Genomic DNA, 15,898 nt, shown 5'->3' on the forward strand with positions numbered 1-15,898 from the left:
GGGGGGGCCATCCCCACTGATTATTAGTTGAACCAATCGGGTTTTTACGGGCAGTTGATCTCCCACCTAACTCCCTTGCATTCATCGGATTTTGAGGTGGGAGTCTTACTGCCCGTTAATACGGGATAAAGCTACTATGGAAGGGGAAGATACGCTATGCCTGGTACAAAAAGTGGGATTGGAAAGATTCAGGCTTCGTTAAATGGTTTATCACCGAAATTACGAAGTATTGCCGAACATATTTTGAAACATCCACAAGATGTTGTACATAAATCGATTACGGAATTAGCGGAAGTTACGAATAGTTCCGAAGCAACGATATTCCGCTTATGCAAACACTTAGGTTTTCAAGGGTTCCAAGACTTGAAAATTACATTAGCTCGTGAGATTGTACATACCCCGATGCAAAATATTCATGAGGAAGTATCGGTAGAAGATAATATTGTCACTGTTGCTAAAAAAGTTTTTCATTCACATATTACAGGACTGCAAGATACATTACATTTGTTAAACGATAACGCGTTGGAACAGGCAGTAAGTGCGCTGAATGAAGCGAAACGAATTGAGTTTTATGGAAATGGTGGTTCAGGTATTATTGCGATGGATGCTTATCATAAGTTTATGAGAACGGGTATTTCTTGTATTGCTCATACGGATTCACATTTTCAAATTATGGGAGCTGGCTTGTTGACAAAAGAAGCGGTGGTCATTGCAATTTCTCATTCAGGCAGTAATAAAGGTTTACTTGAAGCGTTAGAAGTAGCGAAAGCAAGAGGGGCCAAAATTATTGCGATTACGAGCTATCAAAAATCGGCATTAAGCCAACTTGCTCATATAACATTATATACTTCGACGCGTGAGACAGAATTTCGTACAGAAGCAAGTTCGTCACGATTAGCGCAGCTTAGTTTATTAGATACTTTGTATGTGGGATTGTCATTGCAGCGACAAGAGGAAACACTACAAAATTTACAAAGTATACGTGAAACTATTTCGATGAAGCGAATATAAAGGGCTCTTCAAATGAAGAGCTTTTTATATTGGCGAGTAGTCTGTTGATATACCCTCTAGATCTACTTGTTCGAAGTGTCTATAGAAGTATGCCAATTACCTATAATAATAATCTCTCATCTTTTAGACCATTCATTTTTTAAACCTCGATATTTTGCATATGAAATTTAACAAGTAGCTTGATACATCAAAATACGTATTGGGTAATAATTCAAATATTGTTCAATGTTTTACAATAAGCTTATGAAATTCCATGTTATGATGAACCTGTAATGATGATTGAACACTTAAATTTGGTACAATAATTAGCCAAAATAGTGAGGACAGTAGTTGTGAGATAAACTCATTAAAACTCTAAAACACTAAAGGGGAGATCACATATGAAAGCAGTAGTAGTTAATAAAAACAGCAAAGCAAATATTGAAGTTATTGAAAAAGAATTACGTCCGTTACACTCGGGTGAAGCGCTAGTAGATGTAGAGTATTGTGGAGTTTGCCACACTGATTTACACGTTGCGAATCATGATTTTGGAAACACCGATGGCCGCATCCTTGGTCATGAGGGTGTAGGTATTGTTACTAAAATTGCTGATGATGTTACTTCACTAAAGATAGGTGACCGTGTAAGTATTGCATGGATGTTCCAATCTTGTGGACGTTGTGAATATTGCGTAACGGGGAGAGAAACATTCTGCCGTGAAGTGAAAAATGCTGGTTATTCAGTAGATGGTGGTATGGCTGAACAATGTATTGTTACAGCTGATTATGCGGTGAAGGTACCAGAAGGATTGGATCCTGCTCAAGCATCATCAATCACATGTGCGGGCGTAACTACATATAAAGCTATAAAAGTATCAGACATTAAACCTGGTCAACCTATCGTAATCTATGGTTGTGGTGGATTAGGTAACCTAGCTATTCAATATGCTAAAAACGTATTTGGTGCAAAGGTAATTGCAGTAGATATCAATGACGACAAATTAGCCTTAGCAAAAGAAGTTGGTGCTGATATGACTATCAATCCGATTTCTCAAGGTCCTGCTGATAAAATTGTGCAAGAGGAGTTTGGTGGTGCTTATGCTGCTGTAGTAACAGCAGTTTCTAAAGTAGCATTCAACTCAGCAGTTGATGCAGTACGTGCTTGCGGTAAAGTAGTTGCGGTAGGTTTACCAGTAGAAACTATGGATTTAAACATTCCACGACTTGTATTAGACGGGATTGAAGTAGTTGGTTCTCTAGTTGGTACTCGTAAGGATCTGGAGGAGGCATTTATGTTCGGCGCAGAAGGAAAAGTAGTGCCAGTTGTTCAAACGTGTTCTCTAGATAAAGTACAAAATGTATTCGAAGAAATGGAACAAGGTAGAATTCAAGGACGTATGGTAATCGATTTTAAACAGCATAATTGTGATTGTAAATAATTCATTTTAAATATAAAAAGCATGAGTCTAGCAAAGGATATGTAAAAAAGTTAGACGGCATAAAAAAGATGATCCCTCGTATTCAATAGGGATCATCTTTTTTATATTCTACTAATATCAATGCCAATTAATACTTGATTGATGAGACATGATTAAAAGTTCACTTTATTTGCAAACGAAAAAGAATCTTTATTTTTAACAAATTTTTTATGATCTGGAACGGTTTGAATTGCTACAACTTGCGAATCTCTTGCTTTCAGTGCATCTTGAATCCCGATTGTCATAAGCTTAATAAAAAGAATCGTAATAAAGAATGAAACGAGAGTATAAAAAATAATCCACCATGAAAGATGCATTTCATAACGATTTAATCCAATAAGACCTGCCCAATCATTAGATAGAGAAACAGGTTTGGGTACTCCGTCATAGAGTTCCCGCATTTGTATCCCGCCAATTACAATGTTAAGCAACGCTAAATGGATAACGAGTATGAGTGCTTGGACGATATGTTCCATGAATAACACAAATAAGCGATCAAGTAATAAGACTCGTAAATGTTTTTTGATAATATGAAAACGGCTAGCACCCAGTAATTGTGAACTTAAAATGTAATCTCGTTTCATAAATTCATCAACCTCAGAGGAGATATATAAAGAAAGTGTAGGTAGAGCGACGAAAATAAGTACGAGAACTTGATAAAACGTAAATGAAATATTTGGATCTAATCTATCAGCATTTGATGTAATTACAATATTAACGGGCGTGATGAGTATGAATGCGATAAATAGAGTTGGGATATAATAAAAAACTTCTGAGCATGCCTGGAAAAATCTCTTGAATCTTGGAGCGTATAAACTTAAGAGGATTCCTATACATGTTCCGCATAAAATTCGAAAGAAGCTAATTGCCACGGCTAATAAAATGGTGAATTTTGCTCCTTCTACAATTTGTAAGAAAACAGACTCTCCAAAACGATCAGATCCAAAAGGTGGCATTAACGATGGCGAAAAGGGGGCCTTTCCAAGTAATTCGTTATTGTCATTGTAAAGTAACTGAGGAGGTTTTGGGATGTTATCTTTAAAGAACCAACTATAAATAAAACTAGCTGAAACAAGTATGAATAGATAAGTAAACCCGATTAAAAATCGTTTTGATTTCCAAATAGATTTCATAATGCTGCTCCTTTCAATTGCTTTTGCCATCTATTCATCATGAATGAGATTATTTGAAAAATGGCATAAAACGGTAAAATAATCATAACAAGTATGATAAATGCAGCTGGAGGTGATATAAACGCCTTCTTAAATAAAAATTGAATAATGCCTTCCATATTAAAAACAAATTCTAAAATGAATAAGTTAGAAAGTAAAAAAACAAAAATCGTTTTTAAATGGTGAAAGAAGTGGATAGATATATTTTTGAATAAATGAATGCATAGTATATAACTTGATGAAAGTCCTTTTCCATATGCAACCTCTACGTAATGTTTTTCATGTTCTTCTTTTATGTATAACACCATCATCCGAAACATTTGTAATGTAGGTAAGACTGCTAAAGATAAAATAGGGAGTAAATAAGCTCGATTTTCATTAAAAGAAATAATGGTGACAGGAGATTCCCCGAATTTCTGAAGTACCCATATGAAAAATATTTGCAAACAAATCATCATCATCATATCAGGGACAGCTTCTAATATGAACACAATTCGGTTTATCCATTTTTTTATATAATCTTTTGCTAAAAAATAAAAAAATGCCATACTAGATGATAGAAAGAGTGCAAGCAAAAAGGCTATAAATAATACAGTAAATGAATATAGGTAGGGTTCTAAAACAGTTGGAAATAATGGTGTCTTTTTGAAATGACCAAATTTCGGGTCTGATCCTATAACTACTAATGATTCAGGGGAGAAAACCTGTTTTAACATAGTAACGATCTGATTAAAAAAATGAATTGGTTGAAAAGTGAATCCCTGTTGAGTGATAAATAAATAAGGTAAATTTAGTAATAGTAAGAGTGATAAAAGAATTGATGAAAGTTTTATTGTGAATTGAGATATTTTATATAACATTAAATCCCTCCGACATCTTTTTACAACATTATACAATAAAATTCATATTTTGTTTTGATTTTTCAGAAAAATATAAATACTATTAGATTTTATAGTATGGGACATATATTTACAAGGTAAAAAAGTGATAGTAGGGAGCCACGCCCTATGTCCATCAAGCTAAGAAAACGAGAACTTATATATTATTATCTTTAGGTGGAGGGGAAAGAATGTTTGATAAATTAAAAAGGTTATTTAAAAAAGATAAAGAGAATGATTAAGAAGATGAGAGGTACATTTTGGTTTGAAAAAAATTTTCTTTTCATAACTTGATTTATGAAAAAATATTTTATATACTAATTCATGTAAACGGTTTACTAGATCGTATTTTGCTAGAAACGAAGGGAAGGTTCGCATGGAAACAAGGGGGAGAGTAATCGGGGTTGACATCGGTACCACAAGTACGAAAACGGTTGTATTCACTGAAAAAGGAAAAGTCGTTGCTTCACATGCAATTGATTATCCAATTATTCAACCGAAGGTCGGATGGGCTGAGCAAGATCCTGATGTAATATGTGCTGCTGTATATAAAACTGTAAGCGTTGCCATCGAAAAGTGTAATGTGTCACCGGAAGATATTTCTTCAATCGGTATTAGTACAGCAATGCACGCCTTAATTGCAGTAGATGAAAACGGTGCGCCGTTAACGCGCTCTATTATTTGGGCAGATAATAGAAGCACAAAGCAATCAGAAAAACTATTACAACAAATGAATGGTCATGACATTTATAGAAGAACTGGTACACCGATTCATCCGATGTCACCACTTTCTAAATTACTGTGGATGAAAGAAGAAGAAACGGAGTTATTCAGAACTGCGTATAAATTTATTTCCATTAAAGAGTATGTCATTTATCAATTATTCTCACGCTATGTAGTTGATCATTCAATTGCATCAGCTACTGGGTTATTTAATTTAGAAACATTAAACTGGGATGAAGATGTTTTAACTATGTTAAATATGTCACCAGAACAATTATCAACACCTGTACCAACTACATATATTTTATCGGGAATGAAACCGGAATTAGCACAAAAGATGGGCATTCATGAAGATACTCCAGTTGTTATTGGTGCGAGTGATGGTGTTCTTGCAAATGTAGGTGTCGGTGCAATATCGCCTGGTTCAGCTGCAATTACGATTGGAACAAGTGGTGCAGTTCGAACAATTTCATCAAATGTCAATACAGATGAAAAGGGAAGAACGTTTTGTTACGCATTAACAGATGAGCACTGGGTTATCGGTGGGCCAACGAATAACGGCGGAATATTACTGAGATGGTTACGTGATGAATTTGGTAGCCCAGAGCAAGAGGTAGCAAGAAAGCTTGGAATTGATCCTTATGATTTATTAATTAAGTATGCAGAAAGTGTACCAGCTGGAGCAGATGGATTACTATTTTTACCGTTTCTATCTGGAGAACGTGCACCCTACTGGAATGCAAATGCTCGAGGTACATTCTTCGGGATAAACCTTCAGCATAAACGTGAACATTTCATACGTGCAGTTATGGAAGGTGTTTGTATGAGTGTGTATTCAGTAGCACTTGCCATTCGAGATTGTACAGGGCCACTTACTGAAATACGTGTTTCAGGTGGCTTTGCGAAATCTGCATTTTGGAGACAAATGTTATCTGACATGATGGGGAAAGAATTGCTTGTTCCAGAAAGTCATGAAGCATCTGCGCTTGGGGCAGCAGCACTTGCTTTGTATGCAATTGGGAAAATTGATTCTCTTGAAGAGGTGAAGGATTGGATTGATATTGTCCATCACCATGTACCGAATAAAGAAAATACGGCTTTATATTTAGAGCTGTTTTATATGTATGAACGACTTTACAATCGTTTGAAAGAAGAATTTGATTGTATAGCTGCTTTCCAACGTAAACAATAGGGGGATTGGGAGAAATGGTAGTTGGGATCGTACTAGCGGCTGTTGTTATATTACTTTTACTAATTACGGTAGTAAAATGGCATCCATTTGTCGCGTTAATTTTAACAGCAATCGGAGTTGGGCTAGCAATGGGGATGCCCTTAATTGGAACTTCACCACAACATCCGGGGATTATCGATTCTATTAAATTAGGTCTTGGTAATACGTTAGGGTTTTTAGCGATTGTTTTAGCTTTAGGAACAATGCTTGGAAAAATGATGGCTGAGTCTGGCGGTGCTGAACGAATTGCAAACACATTAATTGGACGTTTTGGGAAAAAGCGTGTTCACTGGGCAATGATGTTCGTTGCATTTTTAGTAGGGATTCCGGTGTTTTTCCAAGTTGGATTTGTACTATTAATTCCGTTAGTATTTACAATTGCGTTAGAAACAGGGGTATCACTTATTACAATCGGAATTCCGCTAGTAGCAGGTCTTTCGGTTGTACACGGACTTGTTCCACCGCATCCAGCAGCAATGGCAGCGGTAGGTATATTTAAAGCAGATGTAGGGAAGACAATTTTATATGCATTAATTGTCGGACTTCCAACTGCAATAATTTCAGGTCCGCTTTATGGGAAATGGATCGGTGCTCGTATACATAAAGAAGTACCATTAGAAATAGCGGAGCAATTTATTGAAAGAGATAAGAAGAAGGAACTTCCTAGTTTCGGAAATACATTGTTTACTATTTTACTTCCAGTATTTCTTATGCTTGGTGCATCCATTGCGGAAGTAGCGTTAAGCAAAACGAGTCAACTTGCACAAGTATTGCACTTTATTGGAGATCCAATAGTCGCATTATTAATTGCAACGATATATTCTTTCTTTAGTCTTGGCTATGCAAAAGGATTTTCTAAAGACAAAGTCTTACAATTTACAAACGATTGCTTAGGTCCGATTGCAAACATACTGTTAGTTATCGGTGCAGGGGGCGCATTTAATAAAGTGTTATTAGATTCTGGGATCGGAACTACAATTGCGGAGATGGCGAAAGAATCGCATATTTCACCGATATTATTAGGTTGGGGAATTGCTGCACTTATCCGAGTTGCAACGGGATCGGCTACTGTTTCTATGATGACAGCAGCTGGAATTGTAGCACCGATTGCAGCAAGTACACCAGGAGTAAATGTAGAGTTACTGGCACTTGCAACAGGAGCAGGGTCATTAATTTTATCGCATGTAAATGATTCAGGATTTTGGATGATTAAAGAGTATTTCGGAATGACTGTGAAAGAAACATTATTAACATGGACTGCAATGGAGACAATATTATCTGTTGTAGCACTTGGGCTAATTTCGTTATTAAATATATTTGTATAGAATGGGAGATTGATTAATATGAAACTAGGTTTAATTGGATTAGGAAAAATGGGATTTCCATTAGCTGAACACTTACATGAAGACAAGCATGAAGTAGTTGTATACGATGTAAATAATGAGCTTGTTGAAAAGGCAGGGGAATTAGGGATTACTGCCCGTCATACGTTAAAAGAAATGATTGCTGAACTAGAAGCACCTCGTACAATTTGGGTAATGGTACCTGCAGGAGAAGTTGTCGAGTCAGTACTAAAAGATGTATATCCATTATTAGAGGAAGGCGATATCGTTATTGAAGGCGGAAATTCATTCTATAAAGATACGTTACGCCGTGCTGAAGAAGCGAAAAGCTTTGGTTTACATTATGTAGATATCGGTACATCAGGCGGTGTGGAAGGAGCTAGATACGGTGCTTGCTTAATGGTTGGTGGAGAAAAAGAAATTTATGATCAACTAGAACCTTTATTTAAAGATTTAGCAGTAGAAAATGGTTATTCATATGCAGGCCGCGTCGGTAGTGGGCATTTCTTAAAAATGGTTCATAACGGTATTGAATACGGAATGATGCAAGCAATCGCTGAAGGATTTGAAGTACTAGATAAAAGTGATTTTGATTTCAATTATGAAGATGTTGCAAAAGTATGGGCGAACGGATCAGTTATCCGTGGTTGGTTAATGGACTTAACTGAAAAAGCATTTGCAGATGATCCAAAACTTGATGGCATTAAAGGTGTAATGAACTCTTCAGGAGAAGGGAAATGGACTGTTGAAACTGCGCTTGAATTACAAGCAGCGGCACCAGTTATCGCTATGTCATTATTTATGCGCTACCGTTCACAAGAAGATGATACATTCCACGGAAAAGTGGTTTCTGCACTTCGTAATCAATTCGGTGGACATGAGGTTGTGAAAAAATAGGAAATATTAGTTTTGTGAAACTCATACGAAAGTATGAGTTTTTTTTATTTCTCATACTATTTAATGAAAGTTTTTCCCTCTTTTTACTGTGTTTTGTATAGAAATTTCTGATAATATATAAATATAACTTGAAAACAAAGGGGAGAAATAATTATGAAACTAGTCGTTATTAACGGTACACCAAGAAAGTTCGGTAGAACTCGCGTTGTGGCAAAATATATTGCAGAGCAATTTGAAGGGGAGTTATACGATTTAGCAGTAGCGGAATTGCCTTTATATAATGGAGAAGAATCACAACGTGAATTAGAGGCAGTAAAAAAATTAAAAGCTTTAGTGAAAGCTGCGGATGGAGTAGTACTATGTACACCGGAATATCATAATGCGATGAGTGGAGCGCTGAAAAATTCGTTAGATTACTTAAGTAGCAGTGAATTCATCCATAAGCCTGTCGCATTACTAGCAGTTGCTGGAGGAGGTAAAGGGGGAATAAACGCATTAAATAGTATGCGCACTGTCGCTAGAGGCGTTTACGCAAACGCAATTCCAAAACAAGTCGTGCTTGATGGATTACATGTGCAAGATAGTGAACTTGGAGAAGATGCAAAACCATTAATTCATGATTTAGTTAAAGAATTAAAAGCATATATGAGCGTATATAAAGAGGTGAAAAAACAATTAGGAGTTGAGTGATATGTCCTCTCTTTATCATGATTCTCGCTTGTATTACATTCTAGGCGCCAATAGTTTATCTGCTATTGGCTCTGGGATTGTTATGATAACGATTCCGTGGCTATTGATTAAGGAAAGTGGGGGAGAGACAACGTTTGGGTATATTTCTATCGTTGCAACTCTCATCATGTTTTTACTAACACCATTCATTGGGCAAAGCATTGATCGTTTTTCAAGAAAATCTTTATTGTTATGTAACGAAGGTATCGGGATAGCCATTATAGGAATGATGGCCATTTGGGGATTTGCTGGGCAATCATACAATTCTATTCATTACATTATTATTTATATAGCAGGTTCTTTCTATTATCTATTATTCTATCCCACAATATTTGCATTTAACCAAGAAATATTTCAATCAGAGCATTATAAAAGTTTAAGTGGCACGATGGAAATACAAGGACAATTAACGCAAGTTATTTCAGGTGCAGCTGCTAGCTTTTTAATTGAGATTATTTCTTTGAAATGGATCTTGTTAGTGGATATGTTAACTTTTGCAGGAGCATTTTTCCTGTTCTTATGTATACCATATGTAAAGAAAAAAGAAGTAAAAGGGAAAGTAACCTTTAAGAAGCAATTGTTCGAAGGAATTCACTTTATGAAAAAGCGCCCTAAGTTATTTTGGTTTTTACTCGCGACTTATATGCCGTTTATCGGTGTCATGATGGCAAATTATTTAATCCCAGTATATATTTCAGATATACTCAAAGCTAGTGCCTCTGTATACGCAATTGAAGGTATGATGTACGGTGTCGGAGCGGTTCTTGCAGGAATAAGTATTCCAATCATGATGAAATATGTCAAAACAGAAGTTTCAATCGTTATGACGATGTTCATTTATGTAATTTCAATTACCGTAATGATTATTGAGCCTTCCATTATGTTATTATATGGACTAGCGATTTTTCATGCGATTGGAAATGCTGGAACGAGAGTGGCGAGAAATGTATTGATGATGGAAGAAATTCCAAATGAAGTAATGGGACGTGTGGACAGCTTATTTCGATTAATTGGCACAGGAATTCGAATTGTATTATTAATGTTGTTTACGGCAGGCGTATCTAAAGCAGGGGTGATGATCCCGTTTTATGTACTGAGCTGTATATTGATCCTATCATTAGGGATTGCTTTTTATTATGTAATTTCAAAACGTAAAACGGAAGCGAATGTGTCTAATAAATCAATTGTTTAAAAAATACTTCTGCCTCCTTTTCTTTTTCTATATAATAAAAAGAAAGGGAGTGTTAACTTATTTATGAACAAATGGATATTGCTTATAATCTTATTACTACCTCCGCTATACATCATTTATATGACGTTTCGAATGAATAAAGTTGCTCGTGAAACATTGAGTAATCACTCTCCATACGTTCTTATATTAGGTGCAAAGTTATTTGGAGATAGACCGTCTTTATCTCTTCAAAATCGTTTGGATATAGCGTTGGAATATTTACATGCTCACCCTGAGGTGAAAGTAATTGTTTCAGGTGGTCAAGGGGAAGATGAAGATATACCGGAAGCTCACAGTATGAGAAACTATTTAATGGTACATGGTATAGATGAGAATCGTATTTTAATTGAAGACCGCTCTACAAATACGTATGAAAATTTAAAGTTTAGTATGGATTTATATGATGTAAAGCATGCGGTAGTTGTAAGTAATACGTATCATTTATATCGAACGAAAATAATTGCAAAGCGTTTAGGGATAAAGATGGAAGCTTTGGCTGCTGAAACACCGAGACGCTCTAAGAAAAAAGCGTATGTGCGTGAATATGCTGCAATTATGAAAACAATATTGTTCGACCGTTAGAGCTCAAATGAGAGCTCTTTTTTTGTATAATAAAGCGTATCATTTGAAATGAATGCTATATTCCATCAAAATAAAGGAAACAACATGAAAGGAGTTGTGTCTGTGATTCAATTTAATCATGTGTCAAAAGCGTATGAAGATGGCACAAAAGCAGTGGATTCATTACATTTAGAAATTAAAAAAGGAGAATTTTTTGTTCTCATTGGTCCGAGTGGTTGCGGGAAAACAACGACAATGAAGATGATTAACCGTTTAATTGAAACGACGGAAGGATCAATTTTAATCGATGGAAAAGATATTCAACAATATAACATAAACGAACTACGTTGGAATATAGGGTACGTGTTGCAGCAGATTGCGCTGTTTCCACATATGACAATTGCTGAAAATATTGCAGTTGTCCCTGAAATGAGAAAATGGACCAAAAAGGAAATAAAAGCACGTGTCGATGACTTGCTACAGATGGTTGGGCTCGATCCAGATGTATATCGTGATCGCATGCCAGATGAATTGTCGGGAGGACAGAAACAACGTGTTGGTGTCGTACGGGCATTAGCCGCAAACCCGAAAATTGTACTTATGGACGAACCATTTAGTGCGTTAGATCCGTTAAGTAGGGAGCAGCTTCAGAAGGATATCGTACAACTGCAAAAAAAGATTCAAAAAACAATCGTGTTTGTAACGCACGATATGCAAGAGGCTTTATCACTTGGTGATCGTATTTGTGTAATGAAAGAAGGAAAAGTTGTTCAATTAGATACACCAGAAGGAATTATACATAACCCGAAAAATGAGTTTGTAGAGGAGTTCATTGGAAATCGTGGACGACCTTGGTATGAGGGGAAGAGTATAGAAGAGGTATTGCCGCTAGACGAGGGTATACGAGTTGAAGGGAATGCTTTATCTTTACATTCGTCATTACAAGAAGCACTAGTCCGCTTACAAACTGAAGAGTCAGTGCCGGTTGAAGAGCATGGTCAATATGTTGGAGCGTTAACAAGTCGTCATATTGTCAATTACATTGTTGAACAAATGAAGGAAAGAGGCTAAACAGTGACTGATTTTATTCAAACGTTCCAAGAACGAAAAGTAGAATTGCTAAGTGCATTAAGTGAGCATTTACAAATATCGCTTATTTCACTATTTTTTGCAGTAATTATTGCAGTGCCGCTCGGCATTATATTAACGAGAAAAGAACGAATGGCTGAATTTATTATAGGGACTTCTGCTGTTATGCAGACAGTGCCCTCACTTGCTTTACTTGGACTATTAATTCCGTTAGTAGGAATTGGAAAACTGCCAGCTATAATCGCATTAGTTGTGTATGCACTATTACCTATTTTACGAAATACATATACAGGAATACGGGAATTAGATGAATCACTTATAGAAGCGGCGAGAGCTATGGGGATGAATAGCTGGAAAAGATTATGGAAGGTAGAGCTTCCGCTCGCATTGCCAATTATTATGGCTGGTATTCGTACAGCGATGGTATTAATTGTTGGAACGGCTACATTAGCTGCTTTAATAGGCGCTGGTGGGCTCGGTAAGCTCATATTATTAGGTATAGATCGAAATGACCATGCGCTTATCATTTTAGGGGCCGTACCAGCTGCGTTACTCGCTTTATTCTTTGATATAGTACTTCGCATACTTGAGAGCCCGAAACGCTCTTCTAAGCGCGTTATATTGACGATATGTATAGTTGTAGTAATGATAGCTGCTCCATTTCTTTGGAATACCGAAAAGAAAGACATAGTTATTGCTGGTAAACTTGGATCTGAACCAGAAATATTAATTCAAATGTACAAGCAACTTATTGAACAGGATACAGATTTACAAGTGGAATTAAAGCCAGGCCTTGGAAAAACAGCATTTGTATTCGAAGCGTTAAAATCAGGTGAAGTAGATATATACCCAGAATTTTCAGGTACAGCTTTATCTACTTTCGTGAAAGAAGAACCGAAAAGTACAAATCGTGATGAAGTATATGAACAAGCTCGTATTGGAATGGAAAAGAAATATAATATGGTTATGTTAAAGCCAATGGAGTATAACAATACATACGCACTAGCCATGCCGAAAAAAATAGCAGATCAAAATAACATAAATACAATTTCTGATTTAGGAAAAATTGCACAGGAAGCTAAAGTAGGATTTACATTAGAATTTGCTGATCGTGAAGATGGTTATAAAGGAATGCAAAAATTATATAACTATAAGTTTTCAAATGTTAAAACGATGGAACCGAAACTGCGCTATAGTGCAATACAATCGGGAGATGTTAACGTAATCGATGCATATTCAACAGATAGTGAATTGGAGCAATATGGGCTTAAAGTGCTAAAAGATGATAAAGGACTATTCCCGCCTTATCAAGGAGCACCATTATTAAGAAAAGAGACGTTACAGAAATATCCTGAACTCGAAAAAGTATTAAATGAATTATCTGGAAAGATTACAGATGAAGAAATGAGAAAAATGAATTATGAAGTAAATGTGAATGGGAAAAGTAGCGAAGAAGTCGCAAAACAATTTTTACAAAAAGAGAAGTTACTTCGTTAATTTTACAATAAATATACAATTTTATATGTATGAAATGACCGTTCATTACAAAATGAACGGTTTTTTTGTGCATACTTATACATTTTTTCAAAAAAGTATTCCATTTTTCTTCATTTTCTTTTAGAATAAGTAATGTTTTCCTGAAAAAATATAAGAGAAACGTCTATTAGAGAAAAAGGTGACTTTAATAGTTGAACGAACATAACACCTAGAATGACAGATGGGGTGGTACAAATAGAAAAGAAGTTAGGATTTTTTCCGTTAATCGCATTAGTAGTTGGAACGATGGTTGGTGGCGGTGTTTTTAGTTTACCGCATGATTTAGCAGTAGGAGCAAATAGTGGTGCAACGATAATTGGTTGGTGTATTACAGCAATGGGAATGATTCCACTTGCGCTCGTATATCAAACGTTAGCAAGACAAAAACCGGAGCTTGAGGGCGGAATTTATAGTTATGCACGAGCTGGATTCGGTGAATATATTGGTTTTAACAGTGCTTGGGGATACTGGCTAGCAGGGATTTTAGGGAATGTTGCAACAATTATGTTACTGTTTAGTACATTAGGTTACTTCTTCCCAATTTTTAAAGGCGGAAATAATGTTGCGTCAATCGTAGGTGCATCACTTTTATTATGGACATTGCATTTTCTAATTTTATTTGGAATTCGTGAAGCTTCCATTATGAATGTTATCGCAACGATTGGGAAATTAGTTCCGATTTTATTATTTATTGTCGTGATGGTAACAGCGTTTCGCTGGGATACATTTACACATGACTTTTGGGGCGAAGGAACTATCTCAGTTTCCTCTGTACTAGGTCAAGTGAAAAATACAATGCTTGTAACCCTTTGGGTGTTCATTGGGGTTGAAGGAGCAGTTGTATTATCAGGAAGAGCTAAAAATAGTAGAGACGTTGGAAAAGCGACAGTACTTGGACTTATTTTAGTAATGTCTATTTATATTTTAATTTCTGTTCTGTCAATGGGAGCCATGACAAGAAAAGAACTTTCAGTATTAGAGACTCCTTCAATGGGACATGTATTAGAACATGTTGTTGGGCCATGGGGTGCAATGGCAATTAATATTGGATTAGTTGCGTCACTTGTAGGTACATTAATTGGCTGGTTTTTACTTGTTTCTGAAATTTCTCACGTAGCAGGAAAAGACGGCGTGTTTCCGAAAGTCTTTACGAAAACAAATAAGAAACAAACGCCGCATATGGCATTGTGGATTTCAAATATCGTTGCCCAAACTATATTTATAATCGTTCTGTTTTCACAATCGACATATCAAATTATGTATTTTATTGCGTCAACATCTATATTACTGCCGTACTTATTATCAGCGCTATTTCAATTGAAATTAGTCATCACGAAAGAGCTGAAAGTTGCGAGAGTAAAAAATGGATTGTTAGCATTAATTGCTTCCCTATACTCTGTATGGTTAATTTATGCAGCTGGTTTAAAGAATTTATTGCTTGTTTCAATCGTATATGGTATTGGGATTCTCGTGTATATGTTTGCAAGAAAAGAAAAAGGGAATCGTTGTTTTGCAGGCAAAGAGCGATATGTGATGTGGGCAATTGTTATTGCAGCTATTACATCACTTTATATGTTACTGACAGGAACTATAAAAATGTAAAAGTCCTTTTAATTTAAAGGGCTTTTTTCCTTGTCTAGAGAATATTTAATACATAAGATATTCAGGAGGGATGAAAATGGAAGAAAAAGAACAGTTGTCTAGAATTATGGATTTAGCTAGTGATTTAAGGAAAGTATTAGTACAAGAATCTTTTTTTAATCATCATCCTGAACTTCGAGGCGTGATTGAAAATTTAGCGAGTTCTGTAGAGAATTTGGCGAGTTTGCAGCAAAATAAAGATGAAAATGCCGAAGATCGATTACGGTACGTACTTGCTAAAATGAAAATCGCTCATAATGCCATTTTACAAGAAAAAAAAGCATTTCCTTCTCATTAATATACGTTTTAATTTTGAACCTGACGGATGACGTCAGGTTTTTTATTTCTAGTTTTAGATTGTAGTTCATACAATAAGAATAGTATGAAAAAAAGAAGGTG

14 protein-coding genes are annotated in these 15,898 nt (G+C 35.8%); 12 read left to right on the top strand and 2 right to left on the bottom strand.

The features are described 5' to 3' along the window. Positions 1 to 156: 156 nt before the first annotated feature. Both MKX37_RS10870 and adhP read left to right on the top strand, forming a co-directional pair. Positions 157 to 1,011 (top strand): MurR/RpiR family transcriptional regulator, encoded by an 855-nt coding sequence (locus MKX37_RS10870; RefSeq protein WP_002012688.1) that lies wholly within the window; start codon positions 157 to 159, stop codon positions 1,009 to 1,011. 380 nt (positions 1,012 to 1,391) lie between these two features. Further along, positions 1,392 to 2,429: an alcohol dehydrogenase AdhP gene (gene adhP, locus MKX37_RS10875; protein ID WP_002012687.1), complete on the top strand. Its 1,038-nt coding sequence runs from the start codon at positions 1,392 to 1,394 to the stop codon at positions 2,427 to 2,429. A gap of 152 nt (positions 2,430 to 2,581) precedes the next feature. On the opposite strand, the gene MKX37_RS10880 is transcribed toward adhP, so the two are convergent. Together MKX37_RS10880 and MKX37_RS10885 are read right to left on the bottom strand one after the other, a co-directional pair. After that, positions 2,582 to 3,601 carry an ABC transporter permease gene (locus MKX37_RS10880; RefSeq protein ID WP_002127221.1) on the bottom strand — a complete coding sequence of 340 codons (1,020 nt, stop codon included), beginning with the start codon at positions 3,599 to 3,601 and terminating at the stop codon, positions 2,582 to 2,584. Beyond that, on the bottom strand, positions 3,598 to 4,500 hold the full coding sequence (locus tag MKX37_RS10885; protein ID WP_002127222.1) for an ABC transporter permease subunit: 903 nt from the start codon (positions 4,498 to 4,500) through the stop codon (positions 3,598 to 3,600). The genes MKX37_RS10880 and MKX37_RS10885 overlap by 4 nt, the downstream gene beginning before the upstream one ends. Before the next feature lie 394 nt (positions 4,501 to 4,894). On the opposite strand from MKX37_RS10885, the gene gntK reads away from it, so the two are divergent. The 10 genes from gntK to MKX37_RS10935 all read left to right on the top strand — a co-directional run bounded on the left by gntK (position 4,895) and on the right by MKX37_RS10935 (position 15,797). Further along, a complete protein-coding gene (gntK, locus tag MKX37_RS10890) occupies positions 4,895 to 6,433 on the top strand; it encodes a gluconokinase (RefSeq protein WP_078422247.1) in 1,539 nt (512 codons plus the stop codon). A gap of 14 nt (positions 6,434 to 6,447) precedes the next feature. Next, on the top strand, positions 6,448 to 7,797 hold the full coding sequence (locus MKX37_RS10895) for a GntP family permease (RefSeq protein WP_000260210.1): 1,350 nt from the start codon (positions 6,448 to 6,450) through the stop codon (positions 7,795 to 7,797). 18 nt (positions 7,798 to 7,815) lie between these two features. Further along, complete coding sequence (gene gnd, locus MKX37_RS10900) at positions 7,816 to 8,712, top strand: phosphogluconate dehydrogenase (NAD(+)-dependent, decarboxylating) (protein ID WP_002127226.1); 897 nt, start codon at positions 7,816 to 7,818, stop codon at positions 8,710 to 8,712. A 153-nt stretch (positions 8,713 to 8,865) separates the two neighbouring features. Beyond that, complete coding sequence (locus MKX37_RS10905; RefSeq protein WP_002031805.1) at positions 8,866 to 9,402, top strand: NADPH-dependent FMN reductase; 537 nt, start codon at positions 8,866 to 8,868, stop codon at positions 9,400 to 9,402. A gap of 1 nt (position 9,403) precedes the next feature. After that, a complete protein-coding gene (locus tag MKX37_RS10910) occupies positions 9,404 to 10,633 on the top strand; it encodes an MFS transporter (RefSeq protein WP_002127227.1) in 1,230 nt (409 codons plus the stop codon). 63 nt (positions 10,634 to 10,696) lie between these two features. Next, the gene (locus MKX37_RS10915) at positions 10,697 to 11,254 is read left to right on the top strand and encodes a YdcF family protein (RefSeq protein ID WP_002127228.1); all 558 of its coding nucleotides are present in this window, start codon (positions 10,697 to 10,699) and stop codon (positions 11,252 to 11,254) included. 102 nt (positions 11,255 to 11,356) lie between these two features. Beyond that, on the top strand, positions 11,357 to 12,304 hold the full coding sequence (locus tag MKX37_RS10920; protein WP_033709046.1) for an ABC transporter ATP-binding protein: 948 nt from the start codon (positions 11,357 to 11,359) through the stop codon (positions 12,302 to 12,304). A 3-nt stretch (positions 12,305 to 12,307) separates the two neighbouring features. Next, complete coding sequence (locus tag MKX37_RS10925) at positions 12,308 to 13,819, top strand: ABC transporter permease/substrate-binding protein (RefSeq protein WP_002127232.1); 1,512 nt, start codon at positions 12,308 to 12,310, stop codon at positions 13,817 to 13,819. A 213-nt stretch (positions 13,820 to 14,032) separates the two neighbouring features. After that, complete coding sequence (locus MKX37_RS10930) at positions 14,033 to 15,460, top strand: basic amino acid/polyamine antiporter (RefSeq protein WP_002085826.1); 1,428 nt, start codon at positions 14,033 to 14,035, stop codon at positions 15,458 to 15,460. A 76-nt stretch (positions 15,461 to 15,536) separates the two neighbouring features. Continuing rightward, complete coding sequence (locus MKX37_RS10935) at positions 15,537 to 15,797, top strand: hypothetical protein (protein WP_002085825.1); 261 nt, start codon at positions 15,537 to 15,539, stop codon at positions 15,795 to 15,797. Positions 15,798 to 15,898 lie beyond the last annotated feature (101 nt).

It is taken from the genome of Bacillus sp. FSL R5-0709 (assembly GCF_038004785.1).
GTDB classification, from domain to species: domain Bacteria; phylum Bacillota; class Bacilli; order Bacillales; family Bacillaceae_G; genus Bacillus_A; species Bacillus_A mycoides.